At 59.0% G+C, this 24,187-nt stretch carries 19 protein-coding genes; 13 read left to right on the top strand and 6 right to left on the bottom strand.

The features are described 5' to 3' along the window. Positions 1–290: 290 nt before the first annotated feature. The 11 genes from NFH98_RS01725 (at position 291) to NFH98_RS01675 (ending at position 13,740) form a co-directional block, all read left to right on the top strand. Positions 291–1,628: a Na+/H+ antiporter family protein gene (locus tag NFH98_RS01725; RefSeq protein WP_349623101.1), complete on the top strand. Its 1,338-nt coding sequence runs from the start codon at positions 291–293 to the stop codon at positions 1,626–1,628. Between the two features lie 121 nt (positions 1,629–1,749). Beyond that, positions 1,750–2,418 (top strand): acrylate utilization transcriptional regulator AcuR, encoded by a 669-nt coding sequence (acuR, locus tag NFH98_RS01720; RefSeq protein ID WP_045992610.1) that lies wholly within the window; start codon positions 1,750–1,752, stop codon positions 2,416–2,418. A gap of 126 nt (positions 2,419–2,544) precedes the next feature. Further along, positions 2,545–3,525, top strand: coding sequence for an acrylyl-CoA reductase (NADPH) (gene acuI / locus NFH98_RS01715; protein ID WP_222568364.1), 981 nt, complete (start codon positions 2,545–2,547; stop codon positions 3,523–3,525). A gap of 253 nt (positions 3,526–3,778) precedes the next feature. Beyond that, a complete protein-coding gene (gene aldA / locus NFH98_RS01710) occupies positions 3,779–5,203 on the top strand; it encodes an aldehyde dehydrogenase (RefSeq protein WP_349622132.1) in 1,425 nt (474 codons plus the stop codon). A gap of 95 nt (positions 5,204–5,298) precedes the next feature. Next, positions 5,299–6,534 (top strand): mandelate racemase/muconate lactonizing enzyme family protein, encoded by a 1,236-nt coding sequence (locus NFH98_RS01705; protein ID WP_108131106.1) that lies wholly within the window; start codon positions 5,299–5,301, stop codon positions 6,532–6,534. Between the two features lie 4 nt (positions 6,535–6,538). Then, on the top strand, positions 6,539–8,155 hold the full coding sequence (locus NFH98_RS01700; protein ID WP_349622131.1) for a GMC family oxidoreductase: 1,617 nt from the start codon (positions 6,539–6,541) through the stop codon (positions 8,153–8,155). 92 nt (positions 8,156–8,247) lie between these two features. After that, a complete protein-coding gene (locus NFH98_RS01695) occupies positions 8,248–9,015 on the top strand; it encodes an IclR family transcriptional regulator (RefSeq protein ID WP_045992605.1) in 768 nt (255 codons plus the stop codon). A gap of 55 nt (positions 9,016–9,070) precedes the next feature. Continuing rightward, entirely contained in the window at positions 9,071–9,943 is an 873-nt protein-coding gene (locus tag NFH98_RS01690) for a LysR substrate-binding domain-containing protein (RefSeq protein ID WP_349622130.1), read from the top strand. Between the two features lie 159 nt (positions 9,944–10,102). Then, positions 10,103–11,065: an NAD(P)-dependent oxidoreductase gene (locus NFH98_RS01685; protein WP_349622129.1), complete on the top strand. Its 963-nt coding sequence runs from the start codon at positions 10,103–10,105 to the stop codon at positions 11,063–11,065. A 70-nt stretch (positions 11,066–11,135) separates the two neighbouring features. After that, positions 11,136–12,557 carry an aldehyde dehydrogenase family protein gene (locus NFH98_RS01680; protein ID WP_349622128.1) on the top strand — a complete coding sequence of 474 codons (1,422 nt, stop codon included), beginning with the start codon at positions 11,136–11,138 and terminating at the stop codon, positions 12,555–12,557. A gap of 178 nt (positions 12,558–12,735) precedes the next feature. Beyond that, positions 12,736–13,740, top strand: coding sequence for an Rpn family recombination-promoting nuclease/putative transposase (locus tag NFH98_RS01675; RefSeq protein WP_349622127.1), 1,005 nt, complete (start codon positions 12,736–12,738; stop codon positions 13,738–13,740). A gap of 540 nt (positions 13,741–14,280) precedes the next feature. Here NFH98_RS01675 and NFH98_RS01670 read toward each other — a convergent pair. The 5 genes from NFH98_RS01670 to NFH98_RS01650 form a co-directional block, all read right to left on the bottom strand. After that, positions 14,281–14,934, bottom strand: a complete 654-nt coding sequence (locus tag NFH98_RS01670) for a DUF1523 family protein (RefSeq protein ID WP_349588468.1) — start codon at positions 14,932–14,934, stop codon at positions 14,281–14,283. A 280-nt stretch (positions 14,935–15,214) separates the two neighbouring features. Next, a complete protein-coding gene (locus tag NFH98_RS01665; protein WP_349622126.1) occupies positions 15,215–16,570 on the bottom strand; it encodes a DUF6638 family protein in 1,356 nt (451 codons plus the stop codon). Further along, positions 16,488–18,431 (bottom strand): AAA family ATPase, encoded by a 1,944-nt coding sequence (locus NFH98_RS01660; RefSeq protein WP_349622125.1) that lies wholly within the window; start codon positions 18,429–18,431, stop codon positions 16,488–16,490. Before NFH98_RS01660 ends, NFH98_RS01665 begins: the two co-directional genes overlap by 83 nt. A gap of 76 nt (positions 18,432–18,507) precedes the next feature. Next, positions 18,508–19,626 carry a hypothetical protein gene (locus NFH98_RS01655; protein WP_124805022.1) on the bottom strand — a complete coding sequence of 373 codons (1,119 nt, stop codon included), beginning with the start codon at positions 19,624–19,626 and terminating at the stop codon, positions 18,508–18,510. A gap of 139 nt (positions 19,627–19,765) precedes the next feature. After that, positions 19,766–20,848 carry a coiled-coil domain-containing protein gene (locus tag NFH98_RS01650; protein ID WP_349622124.1) on the bottom strand — a complete coding sequence of 361 codons (1,083 nt, stop codon included), beginning with the start codon at positions 20,846–20,848 and terminating at the stop codon, positions 19,766–19,768. A gap of 638 nt (positions 20,849–21,486) precedes the next feature. On the opposite strand from NFH98_RS01650, the gene NFH98_RS01645 reads away from it, so the two are divergent. Continuing rightward, complete coding sequence (locus NFH98_RS01645) at positions 21,487–22,125, top strand: RpnC/YadD family protein (RefSeq protein WP_349622123.1); 639 nt, start codon at positions 21,487–21,489, stop codon at positions 22,123–22,125. Positions 22,126–22,159: 34 nt separating this feature from the next. Further along, complete coding sequence (locus tag NFH98_RS01640; RefSeq protein ID WP_349622122.1) at positions 22,160–22,657, top strand: site-specific integrase; 498 nt, start codon at positions 22,160–22,162, stop codon at positions 22,655–22,657. Positions 22,658–22,689: 32 nt separating this feature from the next. Here NFH98_RS01640 and NFH98_RS01635 read toward each other — a convergent pair whose 3' ends face one another. Then, complete coding sequence (locus NFH98_RS01635; protein WP_349622121.1) at positions 22,690–24,162, bottom strand: TIR domain-containing protein; 1,473 nt, start codon at positions 24,160–24,162, stop codon at positions 22,690–22,692. Positions 24,163–24,187 lie beyond the last annotated feature (25 nt).

Here is a 24,187-nt window from a genome sequence, read left to right as displayed (position 1 = left end):
AGGCCAGTGCGGGCCACGGCCCAGGTTTGGGGTATCATTCGCCCGCTAGCGAACGGCCGTCAGGCTTCAACCTCCCCTAGAAGAGGACCAGTCCTCCGCGGTAACGCCACGCTCGCCGGCACTCTCACGCCCCCTGGACACGTGGCTCATGATGAGCCGGAGACCCCATGCAAGAGACCGCCCTTACCGACCCTTCTCCCAAGGCAAACCGTTTTGCCCGCACCCGCGCACTGCCGACCATTGCTCTGTGCGCCCTGATCTACGCCTCGACCCTGGCCGTCGGCTACCACATCAACGCGGCGGTGTTGACGATCCTCAGCATGATCGTGCTGTGCCTGCTGCGGATCCCCGTGGCCATCGCCCTGATCAGCGCCGCCATGCTAGGCGCGCTGCACGCCGGGCTGTCGATGAACGACGCCATCGGCGCCTTCAATGACAACCTGCTGGTCGGCGCCCAGGTCGGCCTGACCTACGTGATGATCGGCGCCTTCGCCGTGGCGCTGTCACGCTCGGGCCTGCTCGAACTGCTGGCCGATGCTATCTCGGCGCGCCTCGGCAGCGACGAGCAAAGTACCCGCAAGGGCGTCAAGTGGACGCTGTTCGGCCTGTTCATCGTCGCCTCACTGATGTCGCAGAATCTGGTGCCGGTGCACATCGCCTTCATTCCGATCCTGCTGCCTCCGCTGCTTGTGGTGCTCGATCGCCTGCGAGTTGACCGCCGCGCCGTGGCCTGTATCCTGGCCTGCTCGATCAGCGCCAGCTACCTGCTGCTGCCCACCGGCTTCGGTGCCATCTTTCTCAACGAGATCCTGCTGGCCAACGTCAACAGCGTCGGCGCGGACTACGGGCTGACCGCCACCGCCGACATGGCCCCCAAGGCCATGGCACTACCGGTGATGGGCCTGGTCGCGGGGCTGGTGGTGGCCGTTTTTATCAGCTATCGCCGCCCGCGTGACTACGTCACACCAAGCACCACCGCCGCCGCCAGGCCCGCCTCGCCGGCTCGCCTGAAGCCGCTGCAGCTGGTCATCACCTTGGGAGCCCTGGCGGTGGCCCTGGTCTTTCAGCTCAAGTTCGACTCGCTGTTGCTCGGAGCCATGGTCGGTTTTCTGATCCTGGGGGTCTCCGGTATCTTCCGCTGGCAGGAGCAGGATGACGTCTTCACCGACGGGCTGCGGATGATGGCGCAGATCGCGGTCATCATCACCGTCGCCTCCGGCTTTGCCGGCGTGCTGACCGCCACCGGCGAAATCGAGCCTCTGGTGGCGGCGTCGGCCGAACTGATCGGCGGCAACATGGCGCTGGGCGCAGCGGTGATGCTGGTGGTGGGACTGTTCATCACCATCGGCTTCGGCGACTCCTTCGCCAGTGTGCCGATCCTGGCACCCATCTACCTGCCACTGGCGCTGACCCTGGGCTTCGACCCGCTGGCGGCGATGGCCTTGCTGGGCGCCTCGGCGGCCCTGGGCGACGCTGGCTCGCCGGCCTCGACCATCACCCTGGGCGCCACCGCCGGGCTTAACGCCGATGGCCAGCACGACCATATTCGCGACAGCGTCATCCCCACCTTCCTGCACTGCAACATCGGCATGCTGGTGTTCGCCTGGATCGCCGCCATGGTGCTGTAGTGCGCAGCACCTGACACCAAGCCTCGCAGCAATGGCAAAGGCCACCCCTCGGGTGGCCTCTGACGTGGGCACCGAACGACACCATCATTGATTTTATAGACACCTGGTCTAAAATCATTGCATGACCAATCCGACGATAGCCAGGCGCCGGGGGCGACCGCCGAAGACCGACTACAGCGTCGGCGCCACCCAGGGCGACGCCAGAGCGGCGCTGATCGCCAGCGGCCTCGAGACCCTGACCGAACACGGCTTTCTGAGCGCGGGGCTCGATGGCATGCTCAAGCGTGCCGGGGTGCCCAAGGGTTCCTTCTATCACTACTTTGCCAGCAAGGAAGCCTTCGGCCAGGCGGTGCTCGAGCGCTACGCGCGCTATTTTGCCGACAAGCTCGACCGCCATCTGCAAGACGATTCCCGGCCACCGCTCGAGCGCGTGCAGGCCTTTGTCGACGATGCCAAGGCCGGCATGGCACGCCACGACTATCGCCGTGGCTGTCTGGTAGGCAATCTCGGTCAGGAGGCGGCTGGCTTGCCGCCGGACTACCGCGAGCGGCTGATCGCCACGCTCGCCGACTGGCAACGACGTCTCGCCGCTTGCCTGGAAGAAGCCCGCCACCACGGCGATATCGCCTCCGACAGGGACCCTGACCGGCTGGCCGAGGCCTTCTGGATCGGCTGGGAGGGCGCCATCATGCGCGCCAGACTGGAACGCAGCCCGCGCCCGATCGATGTGTTCACCGACAGTTTCTTTTCGGGCCTGGACACCCAACGCCAGGGTCGTCCGTCGCCATGAACTGACCCGACCTGACTTGACAATAGTCCGACACTGAACCGAGAGCCCGCTCCTGCGGGGTCGTATACGGCGCCCTGATACTGCTTGCGCCAATTTATAGACAAACCGTCTAAAAAGGAGACCGCCATGTTCGACGCCATCGTGATCCGCAAGGAAGGCGACACTCAGAAGGCCGCCATTGAGTCACTGGATGACCAGGCCCTGCCCGAGGGCGACGTGACCGTGAACGTCGACTACAGCACCCTGAACTACAAGGACGGGCTGGCCATCACCGGCAAGGGCCCGGTGGTCAAGTCCTTCCCCATGGTCCCGGGCATCGACCTTGCCGGCGTGGTGGAAGCCTCGCAGCACCAGGACTTCCAGCCGGGTGACCGGGTGGTCCTGAACGGCTGGGGCGTCGGCGAGAAGCACTGGGGCGGGCTGGCCCAGAAGGCACGGCTGAACGGCGACTGGCTGATCCCGCTGCCCGAAGCCTTCAGCACCAGAAACGCCATGGCCATCGGCACCGCCGGCTACACCGCCATGCTCTCGGTGCTGGCGCTGGAGCGCCACGGGGTGACCCCGGACCAGGGCGAGGTGCTGGTCACCGGCGCCAGCGGTGGCGTCGGCAGCTTTGCCATCACCCTGCTGGCCAAGCTGGGCTACGAAGTCGTTGCCTCCACCGGCAAGGTCGAGGAGGCGGACTATCTGAAGGCGCTCGGCGCCACCTCGATCATCGACCGCGGCGAGCTCGAACAGCCCGGAAAGCCCCTGGCCAGGGAACGCTGGGCGGGTGCCGTCGACAGCGTCGGCAGCCACACCCTGGTCAATGTGCTGGCCTCGACCCGCTACGGCGGCACGGTGACCTCCTGCGGCCTGGCCCAGGGCATGGACCTTCCCGCCACGGTGATGCCCTTCATCCTGCGCGGCGTGACCCTGGCCGGCATCGACAGCGTGATGCAGCCCAGAGAAGTTCGCCTGGAAGCCTGGCAGCGCCTGGCCGAGCTGATGCCTGAAGAGCGTCTCGACGACATCGCCAGCGAGATCCCGCTGAGCGAGGCCATCACCACCGCAGAGCGCCTGATGGAAGGCAAGGTCAGAGGCCGCGTGGTGGTCGCCACCCGCTAGGCCCGATGACACGTGCCCTGCTGGCCGTCGCCGGCAGGGCGCCTGATGTTGCTTTCCTCGGCGCTTTCTCGGGCCTTACCTGGCGCTTACCTGGCGCTGTCTTGGCGCTGTCATGGCTTCCTGCCGGCTCGCATACAGGCACCAGCACACCGCCACATATTCCATATGCGGAATTTTATTTCTACATAGGGAATTTTCTTGACGCCCTCAGGGTCGCTTCCTAGGCTGGTTTGAACTTGACGAGGAATCAGCCATGAGCACCGATGGGAACTTCATCAACAACGACTTTGTCAGCGCCCCCCAGGCCAGCATGATCCCGGTCTACTGCCCCGCCACGGGAGCGATGGTGGGCGAGGTCCAGGCCGCCACCAACGCCCAGGCGATGGAAGCTGTCGAGGTCGCGGCCAGGGCCCAGAAGCACTGGCGCAGGCTGACCAGTGCCGAGCGGGCGGTACATATGCAGCGCCTGGCCGACGCCCTGATGGAGCGTCGCGAGGCCATTGGGCGGGCGCTAGCCGAAGAGTCGGGAAAGAGCCTCGAGGACGCCACCAACGAGGCGGTATACGCGGCCGATATCACCCGCTACCACGCCGAATGGGCGCGACGGATCGAGGGCGATATCGTGCCCAGCGACACCCCTGACGAGAGCCTGCTGCTCACTCGGGAGCCGATCGGCGTGGTGGCCTGCCTGATTCCCTTCAACTACCCCGTCTTCACCCTGCTGCGCAAGATTGCACCGGCGATGATCACCGGCAACAGCGTGATCGTGCGCCCGAGCAACAACACTCCGCGTTCGGCCTTCGAAATTGCCCGGGCCGTCCAGGCGGCCGAGATCCCGCCGGGGGTGGTCAACATCCTGAGCATGGACCACGCCACCGCCGAGGCCGTGTGTACCCACCCAAGGGTCGGCATGATCACTCTCACCGGCAGCGTCGGCGCCGGCCGCAAGGTGCTGGAGTACTCCCAGGTCAATATCGCCAAGTCGTCGCTGGAACTGGGTGGCAAGTCACCGGCCATCGTCGAGCCCGACGCCGACCTCGAGCAGGCCGCCCGTCAGATCGTGGCCTCCAAGACCACCAACTGCGGCCAGCTGTGTACCGCCATCGAGCGGGTCTACGTGCATCGGTCCATCGCCGAGCCCTTCATCGCCCTGCTCAAGTCCAACATGGAGGCCTGCACCTTCGGCAATCGTGCCGAGGACCCCAGCCACATGGGCCCCCTGATCAACGAGAACACCCGCCTCAATGTCCACCAGATGGTCGAGCGTGCCATCGACGACGGCGCCACCCTGGCCACCGGCGGCGCGATTCCCCCTGGCCCCGGACACTTCTACCCGCCGACCCTGCTGACCGACTGCCGCCAGGACATGGAGATCGTCCAGGAAGAGATCTTCGGCCCGGTACTGCCGGTGCTGACCTACGCCGATGTGGATGAAGCCCTGGCGCTGGCCAACGACCACCAGTTCGGCCTTGCCTCGGTGGTGTTCACCGAGAACTACCGCACCGCCATGAAGGTGGCCCACAGCATCGAGGCAGGCGAGGTCTACATCAATCGCACCCCATCGGACCCCTACCAGGGCTACCACGCCGGCTGGAAGCGTTCGGGTCTCGGCGGCGACGACGGCAAGCACGGCATGCTGGACTACACCCAGACCCGGCTGGTGGTATTGAACTACTGACGCCATCCCGCGCCACCCCACACCCAAGCCCATCACCGCCGCGTCTACGCCGGGCGGTCGGCCGCTTGCTGCCCTTTTCAGAGGACTCGCCGTTCATGAAAGTCGTCAGTTGTGAAAGCCATGTGGTCGCCACACCTCCGCCCCACATCGGCGGCATGTACTGGATCTTCGTCAAACTGGGAACCGCCTGTGGCATCGAGGGCGTCGGCGAGGTCTATGCGGCGACCTTCCACCCGCAGGTGGTGGTCGCCGCCATCGAGGACGTGTTCGAGCGCTACCTGAAGGGACGGGACCCCCACCATCTGGAACGGCTGTATCGCGAGACCTACTCGAGCGGCTTCACCCAGCGCCCGGACCTGACCATGATGGGGGTGCTCAGCGGCCTCGAGATGGCCTGCTGGGACATCGTCGGCAAGGCGGCCGGCCAGCCGGTACATGCACTGATCGGCGGCAAGCTCCACGATCGGCTGCGCTCCTACACCTACCTCTATCCGCGGGCCCCCGGCGGTGAATATGACTACGACAATGTCGAGCTGGCGGTGGAGTGCGCCCTGGAGCAGAAGGCCCTCGGCTTTACCGCGCTCAAGTTCGATCCGGCGGGCCCCTACACCGCCTACTGCGGGCATATGCTGTCACTGGAGGCGCTGGAAAAGAGCGCAACCTTCTGCCAGCGCATCCGTGAGGCGGTCGGCAACGGCTGCGACCTGCTGTTCGGTACCCACGGCCAGATGACGCCGGCCTCGGCGATCCGCCTGGCCAAGCGCCTCGAACCCTTTGACCCGCTGTGGTTCGAGGAGCCGGTGCCACCCGGCCAGAGCGAGGCCATGGCCAGGGTCGCCGACCATACCTCCATCCCGGTGGCCACCGGTGAGCGGCTGACCACCAAGTACGAGTTCCATGACCTGCTGCGCCACCAGGCCGCCTCGATCCTGCAGATGAACCTTGGCCGGGTCGGCGGCATCCTCGAAGGCAAGAAGATCGCCGCCCTGGCCGAGGTCCACTACGCCCAGATAGCGCCCCACCTGTACAACGGCCCGGTGGGTGCGGCGGCCAGCATTCAGCTCGCCGCCACCACACCCAACTTCCTGATCCAGGAGAGTATCGGCACCTGGGACGGCTTCCACGCCGAGGTGCTCGAAGCCAAGATCGAGTGGAGTGACGGCTTTATCATTCCCTCCGATCGACCGGGGCTCGGGGTGGAACTGGACATGGCGGTGGTCAGGGCCCACTCGCCCTACACCGGCAAGCGCCTGCACCTGAGCATGGACGCCACGCCCTACGACGTCGTCCAGCAGTCCTGCACCCGCTGGAAGACCCGACCGGAGGCCTGAGGCGATGGACTACGACTTCATCATCGTCGGTGCAGGTTCCGCAGGCTGCGTGCTGGCCCACCGGCTGAGTGCCAGCGGACACCACAAGGTACTGATCGTCGAGGCCGGCGGCCGTGGCAGCTCCCCCTGGCTTCGGGTGCCGGTGGGCTTTGCCAAGACCTACTATCACCCCGGCTACAACTACATGTACTACAGCGCCGAGGAGCCGGCGTTGGCCAACCGGCGGATCTACACACCCCGGGGCAAGGTCCAGGGAGGATCGGGCTCGATCAACGCCATGATCTATGTGCGAGGCCAGCCATCGGACTTCGATGACTGGGAGCGCGCGGGTAACCCAGGGTGGAGCTACCAGGCGCTGTTGCCCTATTTCAGGAAACTCGAGCAGCACCCTGCGGGCGATACCGAATTCCACTCGAGCCAGGGACTGATCGGCATCACCCCGCTCAAGGAAATCGCCCATCCGATCTGCCAGTCCTACCTCAGGGCTGCCGATGAACTCGGCTACCCGCTCAATGACGACTTCAATGGCGCCTCCATCGAAGGTGCCGGCCTCTATGAGACGAACATCCGCCGAGGCCTTCGCGATTCCAGCAACACTGCCTATTTGAAGCCGGCGCTCGAGCGCTCCAATCTCACCCTCAAGCACGTCAGCCAGGTTCAACGGGTGCTGTTCGACGATCAGCGTCGCGCCAGCGGCATTGAATATCGAGAGCAAGGCCAGTTGAAGACCCTGCGCGCACGCCGCGAGGTGATCGTCTGCGCCGGTGCGGTGGACTCGCCAAAGCTGCTGATGCTCTCGGGACTCGGGGACAGCGAGAAGCTGCGACAACACGGGATCGCAGCGCTCCAGCAGCTGCCCGGCGTGGGCCGAAACCTGCAGGATCACCTGGCCGTCAGCTACTTCTATCGCGCCAACTGCCGGACCCTGAACGACGACTTCAACTCTCTACCCGGCCTGACCAGGGCAACGATGAGGTACCTGATCAATCGCAGCGGCCCGCTGGCGATGAGCGTCAACCAGGCCGGCGGCTTCTTTCGCGGCCATGCCGACGAACCCGTGCCCAATATCCAGCTCTACTTCAACCCGCTGTCCTATCGCATCCCGGCACCGCCGGACACGACACTGACCGCGGATGCCTACTCAGGCTTCCTGCTGGCCTTCAATTCCTGCCGTCCCGACAGTCGTGGCACCATCGATCTGGCCAGCGCCGATGCCAATGAGCCGGCGGTGATCCGGCCGAACTATCTGGGAACCCGGCGAGATCAGGACGAGGCCATTCAGGGCAGCCGGCTCATTCGCGCGCTGGCCGAAACGGCGGCCCTGGGTGCCGTCATCGACGCCGAGGTCACTCCGGCGGATGCCGTCCACGATGACCAAAGCATGTTAGAGTACTTTCGCGCCAACGCAGGCTCCATCTATCATCTGTGCGGTACCTGCGCCATGGGGCCCGACCCTCGCGAGGCGGTGGTCGATGGCAGTCTCAGGGTGCATGGCGTGTCCGGGCTCAGGGTCATCGACGCCTCGATCTTTCCCAACATCACCTCGGGTAACCTCAATGCACCGGTGATGATGGTGGCGGAAAAGGGGGCCGACCTGATCCTTCAGGACCACCCGATCTGAACGACGCCCAGGAGCCACATCGCCCCTGAGTCTTACCGGACGAGTCATCTGCATTCGTCCTCGCATTCGCGTTTTGGAGACCGCGGCTGATCATGAATTCGGAAAGGACCTCGGAAAAGACCAAGGCTCCGGCGGTCGATCATAGCGTCATGATCCTGGACCTGCTGGCGGCCACCAGCTATCCCATGACACTTTCGGAAATCTGTGACGCTACCGGTATCTCGCCGGCCACCGGTCACCGTGTCATCAACGCCCTGCTTCACCACCAGCTGGTGGCCCAGGATCCAAGCCGCAAGAAGTCCTACTGCATCGGCTCACGCATCTTCCAGATATCCTCCACCATCTATAACAAGCAGAGCCTGATACCCTACTTCTATCCGATCGCGGAAATCCTGAAAAACGAAATCCACAAGACCATCTTTCTGTGCGTGCCCATCGGCAACAAGGTAGTGGTGGTGTCCAAGATCGACGGTGCCAGTGGCGCAAGCTTCAACCTTTACGTGGGCAAGACCATGGCGTTGCACGAAGCCGCCAGTGGCAAGATCATCCTGGCGATGCGCGACGAGGACTCCTGGCAGGGCTATCTCGCCGATGAGCTTGGTCTTGCTCCCGAGAACAAGGGAGTGAAAGGCGTCATGGCGGAACTGGGGCGGGCCCATCGGCTCGGTTACGCCACCTCCAACGGCGCGCCTGAGCAGGGCGTCAGCTGCATCGCCGCCCCGGTGCTCAACCTGCGCAACGAGCCCATCGCAGCGATCAGCGCCGCCATCAGCAGCGACACCCTGAGCCCCCAGGAGGCGCGCCGCTACTCCAAGAACCTGGTGCAGGCCGCGCGCCAGCTGTCGTCCCGCGTTGTCTGACGTCCCGCGTCATCGGACATCCGCGGCACCGCTGCCGCTGGATCGCCTGCCGCCCTTGAGTGCGCTGAAGGGATTCGAGGCCGCGGCGCGACTATCAAGCCTGCGCGCCGCAGCCGAGGAGCTGCACCTCTCCCACCCCGCCATCGCCAACCAGATACAGCGTCTGGAGCAGAGCCTGGGGACGAAACTGTTCGCCCGCCGGGGTCGGCATATCGAGCTCACAGAGTCCGGTCGACGTTTCTACCCTGTCGTGCGCGACGCCATGGAAGCTCTGATCCAGGGCGCCGAAACACTGCGTCGCCAGCCCTGCCTTGAACCCCTGCGCGTGCAGGTCTATGTGACCACCTCGATCCGCTGGCTGGCCCCACGACTGGCACAATTTCACCAGCGCTATCCCGAGACCGAACTGAGGATCAAGACCTACAGCCTGGACTGGACCTTCGACAGCGCCCACGCCGATATCGCCATCCTCTTCCGTGATGGCCCGCTGCCCTCTCGACTTGACTGGACACCGCTGTTTCCCTCGACGCTGACCCCTGTGTGCAGCCCGTCGCTGGTGATGGGGCATTCGTTGCCGCTATCCCCCGAGGCGCTGCAGGCGTTCCCCCTAATCAGCGTCTACACCGAGAGCTGGAGCTGGCAGGGCTGGTTCGACACCCATTCGCCTTCTGCCACACGGCCCGCGCCGCCACGCGCCCTTCAGGTCGACACCCTGGCCGCGGCGCTCGAGATGGCCGCCCGAGGTGAAGGCGTCGCCCTGGTCAATGGCCCCTTCGCCGAGGATGACCTGGCGACGGGTCGGCTGATCAACCCGGCGGGCAAGGTACAGCCCGCCAGCGGCGAATGGGGCATCGCCTACCCCTCCCATCTGGCCGACGATCCGCGAGTGGAGGCCTTCAGCACCTGGCTGCTGAGTCAGCGGGGCTGAGTCGCCTTCACTCAACAAAAGTGACCAATCACCAAGAAAAGATGAATTGTCGCCTGCCCCCGCCGTGCCTAGCGTGAAGCCTACCTGCAGCATTTCATCCGCCACCGCGCAAGGATGTCACTGCAAGGTGATCGGCTCACCGGCATGAGATGACATCCCATGAACATCGGCTTTATCGGACTTGGCAACGTCGGCGGCAAGCTCGCCGGCAGCCTGCTGCGCAACGGCTATCACGTCACGATCCGCGACCTCGACCCCGAGATCACTCGACGCTTCATCGACCAGGGCGCTGCCGCCGCCAGCAGCCCCAGAGCAGTGGCCGAGGCCAGCGATATGATCATCACTTGCCTGCCATCTCCTCGCGCCTGCAGCGCGGTAATGGAAGCCGAGGATGGGGTCATCGCCGGGCTCTCTGCCGGCAAGGTGTGGCTGGAGATGAGCACCACCGATGCCCAGGGACTGGTACGCATCGCCGCCAGGGTCGCCGCCACCGGCGCCCTCGCCATGGAGACACCGGTCTCCGGCGGCTGCCACCGCGCCGCCACCGGCAACATTTCGATCTTCGCCGGCGGTGATCGCGACACCTTTGAACGGGTGTTGCCGGTGCTGACCACCCTGGGGCGTCGGGTCCTGCACACCGGACCTCTGGGCACGGCCTCGATGCTCAAGGTACTGACCAACTACCTCGCCACCGCCAACCTGTGTTCGGTGGCCGAGGCCTTGACCGTGGCTCGCAAGGCCGGCCTGGACATGAACACCGCCTTCGAGGCCATCCGTATCTCCTCGGGCAATTCCTTTGTCCACGAGACCGAATCCCAGGTCATTCTCAACGGTAGCCGCGATATCAGCTTCACCATGGATCTGGTGCTCAAGGACGTGGGCCTGTTCGACGCCCTGGCCAGAAGCCTCGAGGTGCCCCTCGAGATATCGCCGCTGCTGCTCGACATCTTTCAGGATGGCCAAGAGCGCTATGGCCCCCGTGAGTGGTCATCCAACATCATCCGGCGCCTCGAGGACGACTGCGACGTCGAGGTGCTCGGCGACGGCTTCCCCGCCGAACTGACCGACACCGAGCCGGAAGAGGTCGGCCATGAGGTGGTCGTGCGCGGCAGGTCCGGATAAAGGGCTACCAGGCTGACCGCGACGGCATACGCCGGTCTTGATCATCATCCGAGCCAACGAGGACCTCGCCATGCACTACAGAGAACACTTCTTTATCGATGGCCGCTGGCACACGCCCAGCGACAGCGAGCGCTTTGGCATCCTCGACCCTGCCACCGAGAATCTGTGCGCCTCGGTGCCAAGAGCGCACCGTGCGGACATCAACGCCGCCGTCGAGGCGGCGCGGCGCGCTCTGCCCGACTGGTCGGCGACCCCCGCCGGGCAACGGCGCGAGATACTTCTCGCCGTCGCCGACGAGATGCAAAGGCGTCACGCAGACCTGGTCGAGGCGCACGTCATCACCCTGGGCTGCCCGATCCAGATCACACCCGCCATGCACGTGGATGGCCCCATCGAAGGCATGCGCTACTACGCCGAGCGGGCCTTGCGTTCCGAAGAGATCGAACGCCGCAATGGCGTCGCCATCGTCCGCGAGCCGGTCGGCGTGTGCGCGCTGATCAACCCCTGGAACTACCCACTGCATCAGCTGGTCGGCAAGCTGGCCCCGGCCCTGGCGGCAGGCTGTACCGTGGTCACCAAGCCGGCCGAACAGACGCCTCTGCAGGACTTCATCATGGCCGAGATCTTTCTCAGCGTCGGCCTCCCCGCCGGGGTCTTCAACCTGGTGACGGGCTCCGGCAGCGAGATCGGCCCTCTGCTGGCGAGCCATCCCGAGGTCGACATGGTGTCCTTCACCGGCTCCACCCGCGCCGGTATCGAGGTGGCCATCAACGCCGCCGCCGGGGTCAAGCGAGTGTGTCAGGAGCTGGGGGGCAAGTCGCCGCTGATCATCACCGAGGACGCGGACCTGCCCCGGGCGGTACGCTTCGGGGTGGAAAACGTGATGGCCAACAGTGGTCAGACCTGCGACGCCTTCACCCGCATGCTGATACCACGTTCACGTCTGGCCGACGCCGAACGCATCGCCCTGACGGTCGCCCGGGAGCAGGTGGCAGGTGACCCGACGGACTCCGCCACCACCATGGGGCCGCTGGTGTCCCGACGCCAGCGCGACAGCGTACGCCAGCACATTCAGCAGGGTATCGCCGAGGGAGCGCGCTTGATGCTGGGTGGTACCGAGGCCCCTGAGGGGCTGGAGCAGGGCTACTATGTTCGCCCCACCCTCTTCAGCGACGTCAGCAACGACATGGCGATCGCACGCTCAGAAATCTTCGGCCCGGTGCTATGCCTGATTCCCTACGACGACCTGGAACAGGCCATCGAGATCGCCAACGACACGCCCTATGGGCTGTCTTCCGCCGTCTACGCCGCCAGCGCCGAAGCCGCCCTGCCCATCGCCCGCCGGCTCAAGGCCGGCCAGTGCTACCTGCAAGGGGCGGAATTTTCCTTCGATGCCCCCTTCGGCGGCTACGGCCAATCCGGCAACGGTCGTGAATGGGGCGAAGAGGGCCTGGAGGAATATCTGGAAACCAAGGCCATCCTGGGGGGCTGAGGGCTTGTCACTACGCCTCTCTCTGAAAAAGTTCTGAACAAGACTTTGCTCAAACTTCTGACATTTGGTCAGGTTTCCACCCAATCGACTCCGTAGCCGTACATGCCAGCCATTAGCCGCCAGGATGATTGCCATCTCCTTCCATTACTGGCTCTCGCCAGTCGGCGGCTGATATCCCATGAACCACCAGCACGACCACAGCTACAAACTGCTGTTCAGCGAACCTAGAGTCATTCGAGACCTCCTGACAGGCTTCATCAAGGAGGACTGGATAGCGCATCTCGACCTCGACTCACTGGAGAAGGTCAGCAGCAGCTTTGTCAGCGACGACCTGCGCGATCGGGAGTCCGACGTCATCTGGCGCGCACGCTTCGGCGATGACTGGATCTACGTCTATCTGTTGATCGAATTCCAGAGCACCATCGATCCCTTCATGGCGCTGCGCATCATGACCTACGTGGGCCTCCTGTATCAGGACCTGATCAAGCAGCAGAAGCTCTCGCCCCACGCCAGGTTGCCCCCGGTGCTGCCCGTCGTGCTCTACAATGGAGAGAAGCGTTGGAACGCCGCCGTCGACGTATCGGACCTCGTTCAGAGCGTGCCCAGGGAGCTGGAGCGATACCGCCCACGAATGCCCTATCTTCTGCTGGACGAAGGCGCCATCGTGGACTCGGAGCATTGGTCGCCGGAGGCACGCAACGTGGTAGCCGCCATATTTCGACTGGAACACCACCGTGGCACCAGGGAGGCGGTCGAACTGATCGGACTGCTGGCAAGATGGCTCGAAGCGCCGGACCAGACTCGTCTGCGCCGTCACTTCGCCATCTGGATCAAGCGCGTGCTGCTGCCCAACTGGATACCCGAGAGCGAAGGAACCGAGTGGCAGAAGCTCAACGAACTCAATGAGGTACACAACATGCTGGCCGAGCGTGCAAAACGATGGCCCGAGCAGTGGAAACAACAGGGTCTTGAAGAAGGCCGCCAGGAAGGCCGCAAGCAAGGACGTCAGGAAGGACTGCAGGAGGGCGAACAAAAGGGCGAACAGAAGGGTGAACAGAAGGCTCGCCTGGAGGTCGCCCGCAACATGATCGAGCGGACGCAGATGGACGACCAGACGGTGGCGGATCTGTCGGGGCTGGACATCGCGCAGGTCAGGACACTGAGAGACGAATTCAAACGCTAGGTGTGAAAATCCGTGAGGTTGTTCACGGAACGGGCCAGCCGGCCAACGCGAGACTGATCATTCAGGAAGGCATGTGGTCGGTGCCAGTTGTCCTGATGAAGCCCGGCGCGCAGCTGCTGGCCTCACTCCTCCGAGCTCCGTAAGACCAGGGATAGGCCCACTCGCGCTTGAGAATACGTGCCACCGTGCTTTAGGCGCTGTCCGAAAAGTCGACGAGCGAAGGTTAGACAAGGCAAAAATCGGTGAGAAAGCGCAGTTTACGGGGTGTAAATGAGCATTTTGACCGGGCTGGCGCACCAGCCGATTTTTAACGCCGTATTACCGAGCGCAGGCACTTTTCAGACAAGCCCTAGCCAATCCCCAGCGCCTGGGCAATCTGCCAATAGGTCTAGCGTTGCCGGCGGCGCTCGGCGATCTGTTCCACCGTCGTTGCGTCTGATGCCAAAGCACTTCGAGCAGGGCGTGCGCGGACGCAGTTTCCGAGTACACCGCCTTCAATGCGGTTTTTCCTAGAACCGAGGTTGATCCGCGACCCGACACCTAGCGCCTGTGGCGGCCCTTCCATGTATCCAGCCATCGGCGCAGACGGTGCCAACGATGATTTACAGCTTCACCAGCACTATCGAGGCCACCTTCGACTTCCTCCATCACCGGGTCGAGATGACGCCGCCTGAAGCGCACCCAGGCTCGCCACAGGAAAGCGACAGCGCTTCCCATCAGCACCAGAAAACCGTATGTAAACCAATTGAATGGCTTGTCATTCGGGCCTTCGACCGACTCAATCGAGACAGCATTAGGAAAGATGGAAAAGAATTGGTTGCGCCAACCGTAATGCATGATAGAAACCCATTGAGGATCCGCCCGTGTCGAAATCCGGTCACTGGCCTCCGTATAAAGATTTGCGGTATCGAACTTGAAGTAAGGTGGCCAGCTCCAGCCGGTATCCTCATTGCGATAGACGATCGCTTTTCCACTGGGGAAAACTGCTTGTATGAACTGAACATCACGATTTTCCAGCGTATTGGTCAAATCATCCGGATCAGACCAAAAGATGCGCGTCCAATCGTTGATATCCTGTCGCTTTTCGTAGGTATCGACGATACGAACGACGTCATACTGGGGAAGGCTATAATGCATGACCGCTCCGACCATCAGCCAGAAAACACCCCAGAAACTCCACTTCACGATTGCCATTGACTGCCCCCTAGAAAAAATTGATAACAAACACCAAAACAGTCATCAACGTGACGGGAAAGATATAAATCAAGGATATCAATATAGGCCGCCAGCGGCGACGATACCGACGCATCGATCTGCGCACAAAGACTCTCTCGTCACCCGCTGAAGAACGCCTTTTCCATTCATCTTCAAGCCCCTTTCGCCAACGAAAGAAAAGGTAAATATTGACAATGATATAGCAGATCGTCATAAGAACCATGACGACCAGGATCAGTCGAGCAAAAGCAATCACGCATTATTCCTTGTTACTGCCAAATAGCATGGCGCGAGCGGAGTCTTTATCGGAGATATACTCACGAACAATAGCATCGACGGAAAAATCTCTGACCTCACGTGGCCAGCTGCGGTAGCGGCGATAGAACTCATCCTTGTGACAGATGTAGAGCTGTAGAACGTCATTCGGAACCAGTTCCGCCAGCAGCATATTGACCAGATCCTTCACCGGCGTATCAGCAGCACGAAGGGTGGCAAAGTAGGCGGGGTGACTTATGCCGACCTTTGGCCTTGTTCCACCGGCCTCTGCCCACCGGACAATGGACGCCAGCCCTTCATACTCCATGGGTAGTGAGACGCCATTGCGGGCCGCAAGACGACGTAGTCGAGACCCGGCATGTCCAGTTGAATCAACAGACTTTTTCGCCAACTCCAGACCAAGCATAAGGTCCAGCTTTCGGCGCAGGACAGCAACACCCTCATCGCCTGGAAACTTGACGACAGTCTCGACGAGCTCGTTGTCGCTCAAAAAACGGGCCACATCACGTCGATCATCGAGCAGCATTACAAGCGCCGACGGCAGCTGGCGCCGGTACTTCTCTTCGCGCACGACAACACTCGGCTTCTCCATATCTTGAAAGATATACAGACCGCCAAACAAAGACGTCCAGAAATTCCTCTGCTCGAAGACAGCATGCTGGAGCTGGACCGGGTTCCGCGTGACATCACCAGTACAACGAGCAACTTCGATCATTTCGTTGATCAGTTGTTCATTGAACCAGCCATCCTTCTCATCGTGGAAACGATCCACCAGCCTGGCAAGGTGGCCCGCCTTGGCAATGGTGCCATTCGTCGTGTCCGCAACCACCCTGATTTGACGAATATCGAAAAGGTCCCGGGGGCTCTCGACACTGAAAACAGAATTCTCCAATTCACCGGCTATGGCGTCGGTCGCTGTCAAGGCAAATAGTTGTCGTTCGTTCTCTCTGATAAATCGGTTCAAGATTTGTCGACTGGTGGAAAAATGGGCGTTGAGCAAGGGGCATCGGCCTTGTTCGTTACTCAATAGAATGAATTGACGATTGACTCCGCCATGATTCAAGTACTGATGATCACCCAACTCTGAACCAACTTCCGGGGAATACCCGGAAACATCAACATGAAACTCGGAAAGCTGGGTGGTCGCACCAGTCAGGTGCTCGAGTGCTCTGTTGTAGCGATCCACCAACACAGGCGAGTCGACGTGGAAAAGATTGGAATACATCAGTCCACTTTCGATCAGCCGCTGCATAGCATCACCCTCTGCCATCCTGGAAGCGACGCTGAGCTTCGTGACGACGTTCCATATCACGTACCAAGGCATCAATCGCTGCTTCATCGGAGCTTCCTGCATAGCGAAACTCGCTGTCGGCGTAGCGATTGATTTCCTGAAGGACCATATTTGAAGTGATCGGGACACGAAGCTCTGAAATCATCGCCTTCTTCGTTTCATAGTCCTTGGCCAGAAAGACATCCGGAACCTCCATCCACTCATCAGGTATATCGAAATCCATCGAGCGAACTTTAACCGCGTCGCTTATGTTTTTTATTGCGCGGCCGGTAAATCTCTCATCAACCTGCTGAATCTCCTTCAGATATGTCCCCAAAGCAGCAACTGAATCAATATCGCCGAATTTCTCGAAAACTCGTTCAAGAACCTCTTTCAGGCGTGGCTCAGCAGGCCTATTGTAGGAAGAAAAGGATTGAGCGATTGCTTGCTTTATGCTCTGAGAAGAATAGAGTTCGTGCTTTCCGAGTGGGATACCATGGTGACTGCCCAGCAAAAGATGCAGAATATCGATATAGTCCTCTCTGGTTTTTGGTCCATCAACCAGAAATCTGGCACCCGCCCGCTGGCGAAGAGCGTCGTCGACATTTTCCGGATAGTTCGAAAACATTCCGAAAGTACAATTCCCTCTTACCACGGTATTGGCGCCGGCAAATGCCTCCATCAACACGGCAGTCACCTCCTGCTGCCCGGCGGAGGACTGACGGTCACCGCGTTTTCCAGCAATCTGGTCGATATCATCAATAGTTCCAAATCCTATCACCGAAGGATCCATGACATGATGAATGAAGGCCTTGGCGTTCTGTCCCGACTTGCCTTGATAACTGTCAATATTGTCAACACCGAAGTTCTGGTAGCGGAAGGAGTAACCCGCCACTTGACAGTAGTCATGAATCAATCCCGCCATCATCTGGATCAGAGTGGTCTTGCCGGTGCCTGGTTTACCGTCCCCCATGAAGGTGAAGATAAAACCTCCCAGCTCGGCGAAGGGGTTCATGCGACGTTCAAAGTCGTACGCCATCACCATACGGGCAAGCCTCTGCGCCTGGTGCTTGGCGATATGATTACCGATGACCTCTTCAGGTCGCTTGAACACCATGTTCAAATTACTGGATCCACCTCGACGCGCCGGCTCGAAACCTCTCAATGTGAGCCTATCTGTCTCTACTCTCCATACGCTGGCGGTGAAGGTTCCCAGTCGCGGAGCGTTCTCTGCTCTTAGAACCACCTTCTCCAACAACTGTTCGGTCCAGGCAAGCAGGGCGGCAACAAGGTGAACGTCATCGCTGGCATGCAAAGCGACAATCTGATCCAGTTCCCACAAGACACCATGAAGAGCCAGTTGAGCGTTGTCAGTAACCAGTTCTTGTAACTCGCCCACCTCAACCTGTGTCTCGCTGCCATGATCGAGCAATAGCCATGCCAAGGCGTTGGCAAGAACATGGGTGGAGATCAGCGCCTCGGCGGCAAGCAGCTCCGTGAACTCGGTACGCCGCGATGAAGCCAGTGAGCCAGAGAGATTGGCCTGTTTAAGCTCCAGCAACCCATTGCGCTCGGCCCAGCATTCGCCAATCGCCAGAGCAATCGCGATGGATCGCCGGAGGCCATGCTGGACGGTCGCCTGGAGCGGAGACATCAATGGGTCTCCTCCATTGCTTGTCGCTATCCGTTCCCCCAAGTGCACTCCATCCGGGCGCCCCGTGGAGCGTGTGGCGAGCCCCGGCGTGGTCGATCGAAGCCTGCGAGTACGACCTATACCTGGAGATATTTCCTTCTCGTCAAGCGTAAGCTGCTGCCGCGGGCGGGCGATACGAGGACTGTGATCAAAGCCCTCCAGCATCCTTTCAGCCGCAGCGTAGTGCCTCTGGATATCATCTTCGCGCAGTTCCATCTGATCGCTGTCAAGACTCATGAATCCCTCGCTACCGGGCCTTCCTGCCACGGTTATCTATTGTTGCTTCGCCCCTCAGGACGGCGCCGTCATCGTGTTATAAGTGCAGCACCTGTCCCGATGGGCTGACCACAAACTTCTGCACATCGGCAAACCCGGAGGGGGCCAGCTCAGCCAGGACCTGAAACGGACGCTGAGGCAAAATGATGGAGCGTAACGTACGAGTAGCTCCGGAGTGACCTGCACCATCAGAGAAGGGGTCCAGGGCAAAGATTTCGCGCTCGACCTTACTGAACCATCCACTACGTTCTTCTTGCGTCCCATCACTATCGAGCTCCTCCTGGGTCCAGGCCAAGGCCCAATCGTCCTCTCCACCTGGACAAGCCTGCTCGAGAATCTGCCGCAACGGTCCGACCTGCTCGGTATAGGAGGACGAGTACATGGGCCCAATGTGATAGCGGTGGAGCCGTTTTGGATGAACGTCATCGAAGTCCGCATCCAACCCACGGGCAATGGTCAGCAATGTCAGTCCAGCAAGAGACTGGGCCATCAGGTGAGCCTGGACAGCTGGCCAACGGTATTCGTCTTTTGGCAGAGGGGCAGAACCACTGTCATCGACCTCCATCAAGTAGATGACAGGCAGATTGACTTGGCTGTCGTAGACAGCCCAATGGATGAAAAAACGCCTTCGCCCACCGTCACTGTCCAGCATCTCGCACTGAGGGTCATTTTGAATCCAGAAAAGAGCGCCTCGAGAGATTTCCTCGTAATAGAGTCGCTGGGACATGGCATACTGAAGTCGGGTAGGCGAACGGCACTCACCAAGGATGGTGCGAATCATCTGAGCCTTGAGTTCGCGTGTACTTGGCATATTTGTCAGATGGCGTGAAGCTTGCTGAGCGTCATTAGCCATACGCATCAACTCGCTGGCGACCGGAAAGCCACTCTCGCGTCTGTCCACGGTGAGGCTACCGAGACTCCGGGATGGGGTTTGCCCCACCATCAAATACTTGGTGCTCAAGGCGTCAAAGGTAAAATCAAGGCGCTTCAGATAATCCGTCAGTGCTCTTGCATCTATGCGGTTCAGTTGATCGCTGGCATGCATGGCTGCCGCCACTCTCTCGAGCCGCTGGAGGATCTCGCTGAATCTCCGAAAGTAATGACGCGAAGCATACACGTCAGCTAACTCAAGATGATCACAATCTGACGAATCCATCGCACCCTCTTTTCGGCGAGTACCGGCTAGCACATCATTTTCATTCAACGATGACATCATTCACCGAATGATCGCCGCCCGAAGGAAGCTGGTATAAAACCTCTACCTATCACGTCTCAAGTAATAGGGAACCTACCCCTCAACGCCCATACAGATTCTTGTCATGTTTCTCGACGATCTTTGAAAATCTTCGAGCAAAGCGCTCGTCAGCGCGGGCCTTTTTCTCCAGGACGTCTCTTGCATACACCATCTGGCCTTCATGTGCTTCGAGCATATCGGCCATGCGCTGGTTGGTTGCACTACCGATGCCCGCCATCGCAGTCTGAGCTTCCTGGTCTGTCTGGGAGCCAATTTCGTTGATCCTGTGCGCTACGTCCTGCTGCTGAGCCGTCTTCAACGACTTACTCAGGGCGTCATATAGCACAACTCTTTGCTGAGTATCTGTCTGGAGCTTGTTGATCAGCACCTTTTGAGTCGCTGCCTGATTCTGAAGACTGTCCAACCAGGTTTTCCCCTTCTCGATGTAGCGCTCGAGCGTTTGCGAGCGGGAGATGCTGACCTGTTCATCCTGGACCAGCGCGTTGTAGCGTGTATTCGTGTCTGCAAGCTCGGTTTCCAGGCGAGTACGCTGCGCTGCATCCTGCTCCACGGATATCTTGCTCTCCAGATCGATGAGCTGTGGGTCAAGTGCCTCTATTTCGGCTCTCAGCGACTCAAGTTCTGCTACCGCTGCCTCTCTATCACCCAGCGATCGTTCCAGATTCTTCTGGACCTTTTCCTGCTGGCTCTCGAGCTCCTGTAATTGGCCATCCAGAAGTTTTACGATGATGTCGGATTTGGCGATAAGGTCCTGCAGCTTTTCGTCTATGCTTGCGCTCCTCATTCGCTCCTGGCGCATGGACTCAGCCTTCCCCTTGCTAAAGATTCCGACGAATTTCTCCATACTGGACTTGTTGCGCATTTCGTCAAAATCTTTGGAAAAACCGGCAGTAGTGTCATCAAGCCCCATGATCAACTCTGCGATATTGGCGTTCATGGTTTCGGTGTGGGCATGAACGTCATCCAAGGTAGCAACTTCGATGTTGAAGCCTACTGAGTCTCCTGCATCTGCGCTGGCACGAGCGGCTTCAACACTGGCAGTAACCTCGGCGATTTTTCGCTGCGACTCTTTCACCTTGTTGCTCGATTCTTCAATCATGGTATCGAAATGGGATTTCTTCATTTTTTCGATATTTCCCTGTGATCTGTCCGGATAAAAGGCATCTAGCGCGACCCAAATCCTAACCTTGACTGCGCCTATACCGCTTTTGAGTTATACAGCAACCAAAACGCCACATTTTTTCGAGAAAACCATGTGTCCTGTGATATACCTTCACACCTTCAGTCAGGACGACTTTCTCTCCCATCCTATTCCTTCGTCTTGAATAAAAGTACACGTAAACTTTGCAATATCAGCGATATCTTCTTCAAAGCATCGCCTAATCCCGGATGTGGCAAACCTGTAAGATTTCACCCATAAACATACAAAAAACACATGATTTACCATCATGACTAGCCATTGCCAACTGCCACACACAACAACAATGATTCATGAATGGTGGGCGGGAACCAGAAGAGACAAACAAACATCAGGTCAATCTCGCCACCAAGAATAATGCGCCATCGAGAAAGCCATACAACTTCATGATGTGGATCAAGAAGTAAAACCATCTCCTACAGCCTAACCCGGGCAATCAATGCTCAATATCGAGTCCTCCTGACAGGCTTCATCTACAATGGAGAGAAGCGTTGGAACGCCGCGTCGACGTATCGGACCTCGTGCAAAGCGTGCCCAGGGAGCTGGAGCGATACCGCCCACGAATGCCCTATCTTCTGCTGGACGAAGGCGCCATCGTGGACTCGGAGCATTGGTCGCCGGAGGCACGCAACGTGGTAGCCGCCATATTTCGGCTGGAACACCACCGTGGCACCAGGGAGGCGGTCGAACTGATCGGGCTGCTGGCAAGATGGCTCGAAGCGCCGGACCAGACTCGTCTGCGCCGTCACTTCGCCATCTGGATCAAGCGCGTGCTGCTGCCCAATTGGATACCCGAGAGCGAGGGAACCGAGTGGCAGAATCTTAACGAACTCAATGAGGTACACAACATGCTGGCCGAGCGTGCAAAACGATGGTCCGAGCAGTGGAAGCAACAGGGTCTTGAAGAAGGCCTCAAGCAAGGACGTGAGGAAGGCCGCAAGGAAGGACGTGAGGAAGGCCGCAAGGAAGGACGTGAGGAAGGCCGCAAGCAAGGACGTCAGGAAGGCCTGCTGGAAAGCGAACAGAAGGGCGAACAGAAGGCTCGTCTGGAGACCGCCCGCAACATGATCGAGCGGACGCAGATGGACGACCAGACGGTGGCGGATCTGTCGGGGCTGGGCATCGCTCAGGTCAGTACGCTGAGAGACGAACTCCTCCACTGCCGAGCTTGCACGGGAGCGCGGCCAGCGCCGACGGGGTGAGAAAGGCGCCTGCGCGCCCTACCTGTGGATCGTCATGGAGCTGGCGTACATATGCCGGCTGCGCGGGATCGAGGTCATCACTCTGACCGACGCCAACGCCATCACCGAAGGTGTGATGACCAATCGTCGCAAAGGCAGTCGCGACACTATCGTGCGCTGGTACCCGAGACTCCGAAGGGCATGGCAAGCGGCAACCGAGTTGAGGGCGAGGATCTGGCGTGCTCGGGGCACAGCCATTCCAGCGCTACCAGTTCGCAGACCGCTGATAGTTGCTGCCGATGGCGGCGAATTGCGCAAATCCAGTCTTGATACGGCCTGGCAGCGACTGATCAAAATGGCAGTTGAAGAAGAGGTAATTAGCAAAGAGGAAAGGTTCGGGCTGCACGACCTGAAGCGACGAGGTATAACTGACACTCAAGGTACTCGGCACGACAAGCAAGAGGCCAGTGGCCACCGTTCTGCTGCCATGCTTGACGTGTATGATCTTAGTTCACCAGTCGTCTTTCACCCCAGACCCATAAAAAATGGATAACACAAAAATTAGAGAAAAAATATAAAAAAGAACTAGCCATTGGATTCAACAATCCTCTTAACAGCACTTGCTAGCTCTTCAGGATTATCTTCCCAGTTCCTATAAAGTTTATCCTGTACAATACCATAGTTTCCCATAAGCTTCTCTCCTTCGCCATCAAGGAGAAACAACAGCTTACTCTTACCCTTTATCTCCCGATCAATAATAGAATATATTTCACGCTCGGGCCAGGCCTTACCTATTGAATTATTAGAAACAACGGCCACAACAACCGTAGAGCTAACTAAAGCTTTATTTATTTTCTCAACAAGAGAGTCCCCCCACTCAATCTCTTTCTCATCCAGAAAAACGGCCAACCCTTCTTCTAACATCGCATCATAAAGTGGACGAGCAATTTTCTCTTTATCTTCAGAAGCATGACAAATAAAAACCTGATACATATCTACTCTTCTCTTTATCTCTTTAATATATTTAGGTGGCGCAGGGTCATGCTGGCCCATTTTCATAGCAAGCTTAAGAAAAGTCGGATCCTCACCTCCTTTCACCTGAAGCATATATGAAAGCCTTCCATATATATTATTTTTTAGGTATTCACCCCCTTCAGAAACCGGAAAATCCTCAGGATTCTTTTTCTTTATGTCGTAAAAAAAATGTCTTTCCGCCTCTTCTGGGTTCATACACCACTGATGGACTGCTGAGCGCAGAGACTTCGTAAACTCAACAGGGACATTTATTTTCTTATTTATAACAACTCCTGTCACTTCTTGACGAGAGCTCTTTCCACTAAGTCTAACTTTCGAATAATTTATCTCGAAACCAGCCGCCTCCATGAGGACCTTAACTTGATCTCCTAATTCTGTAACACCGTCCACCAGCATGGCAACACTTTTAGGGAAAGCACTTGAGGTGCTAGAAAGTGTTATGTCATCAGCATATCTCGTATACGTGAGACGATACTTTCTACACAACCTAAGAAATTTATTATCTAGAGAGGCTGAAATAATATTAGCTATAATCGGAGATGTGGGTGACCCTTGAGGAAGAGAATTTTTATAAGTACATATCCTAGCAGAGAGAGTAGCGACTTCTTTAGAAAATTTAAATGGCTCGGCCATAAACACACCGCGAACCCGGCCAAAATTTATCGATCCGAAATAGTCCTCAATATCTAAGTTCAGCACCCACTTTGCTCTGTAGTGCTCTCTCGCGTTTCGAACCACACCCTCCTCTCTGACAAACCCCTTCACACATGACTTAAATCTAACATTGTCTGAAATCAACTCATGAAGATTACTTTGGACAATAGCAAGCCCGTACTTCGGCGAACGTATAACACGCTCCCCCCCCCCCTTCTTAGGGATAGAAAACTCTTCATACCACGCCTCCTTCCTACTATCATTCAATATATAGAAAAGCTGCTCCCGATTAGTTCCGAGAGCAGCTATAAAGTCAGCTTCACTTTCTAAGTTTCGGAGAAAAGAGTTTTCTCCATCCACTAGTTTCATTGACTCTTGTCTTCCCTGTCACTTT

The organism is Halomonas sp. H33-56 (assembly GCF_040147035.1).
GTDB lineage: Bacteria > Pseudomonadota > Gammaproteobacteria > Pseudomonadales > Halomonadaceae > Halomonas > Halomonas litopenaei.
The sequence above is the reverse complement of the archived record's forward strand: the minus strand, read 5'-3'. Positions and strand labels throughout refer to the sequence as shown.

Excerpts from the sequence above, each read along its gene's own strand:
- NFH98_RS01660 (WP_349622125.1), bottom strand. The coding sequence starts at position 18,431 with ATGAGTCTTGACAGCGATCAGATGGAACTGCGCGAAGATGATATCCAG.
- NFH98_RS01670 (WP_349588468.1), bottom strand. The coding sequence starts at position 14,934 with ATGGCAATCGTGAAGTGGAGTTTCTGGGGTGTTTTCTGGCTGATGGTC.
- NFH98_RS01640 (WP_349622122.1), top strand. The coding sequence starts at position 22,160 with ATGGAGCTGGCGTACATATGCCGGCTGCGCGGGATCGAGGTCATCACT.
- NFH98_RS01695 (WP_045992605.1), top strand. The coding sequence starts at position 8,248 with ATGAATTCGGAAAGGACCTCGGAAAAGACCAAGGCTCCGGCGGTCGAT.
- NFH98_RS01635 (WP_349622121.1), bottom strand. The coding sequence starts at position 24,162 with ATGAAACTAGTGGATGGAGAAAACTCTTTTCTCCGAAACTTAGAAAGT.
- NFH98_RS01645 (WP_349622123.1), top strand. The coding sequence starts at position 21,487 with ATGCCCTATCTTCTGCTGGACGAAGGCGCCATCGTGGACTCGGAGCAT.
- NFH98_RS01705 (WP_108131106.1), top strand. The coding sequence starts at position 5,299 with ATGAAAGTCGTCAGTTGTGAAAGCCATGTGGTCGCCACACCTCCGCCC.
- NFH98_RS01675 (WP_349622127.1), top strand. The coding sequence starts at position 12,736 with ATGAACCACCAGCACGACCACAGCTACAAACTGCTGTTCAGCGAACCT.
- acuR (WP_045992610.1), top strand. The coding sequence starts at position 1,750 with ATGACCAATCCGACGATAGCCAGGCGCCGGGGGCGACCGCCGAAGACC.
- acuI (WP_222568364.1), top strand. The coding sequence starts at position 2,545 with ATGTTCGACGCCATCGTGATCCGCAAGGAAGGCGACACTCAGAAGGCC.
- NFH98_RS01655 (WP_124805022.1), bottom strand. The coding sequence starts at position 19,626 with ATGGATTCGTCAGATTGTGATCATCTTGAGTTAGCTGACGTGTATGCT.
- NFH98_RS01680 (WP_349622128.1), top strand. The coding sequence starts at position 11,136 with ATGCACTACAGAGAACACTTCTTTATCGATGGCCGCTGGCACACGCCC.
- aldA (WP_349622132.1), top strand. The coding sequence starts at position 3,779 with ATGAGCACCGATGGGAACTTCATCAACAACGACTTTGTCAGCGCCCCC.
- NFH98_RS01685 (WP_349622129.1), top strand. The coding sequence starts at position 10,103 with ATGAACATCGGCTTTATCGGACTTGGCAACGTCGGCGGCAAGCTCGCC.
- NFH98_RS01650 (WP_349622124.1), bottom strand. The coding sequence starts at position 20,848 with ATGAAGAAATCCCATTTCGATACCATGATTGAAGAATCGAGCAACAAG.
- NFH98_RS01700 (WP_349622131.1), top strand. The coding sequence starts at position 6,539 with ATGGACTACGACTTCATCATCGTCGGTGCAGGTTCCGCAGGCTGCGTG.
- NFH98_RS01665 (WP_349622126.1), bottom strand. The coding sequence starts at position 16,570 with ATGAAGCAGCGATTGATGCCTTGGTACGTGATATGGAACGTCGTCACG.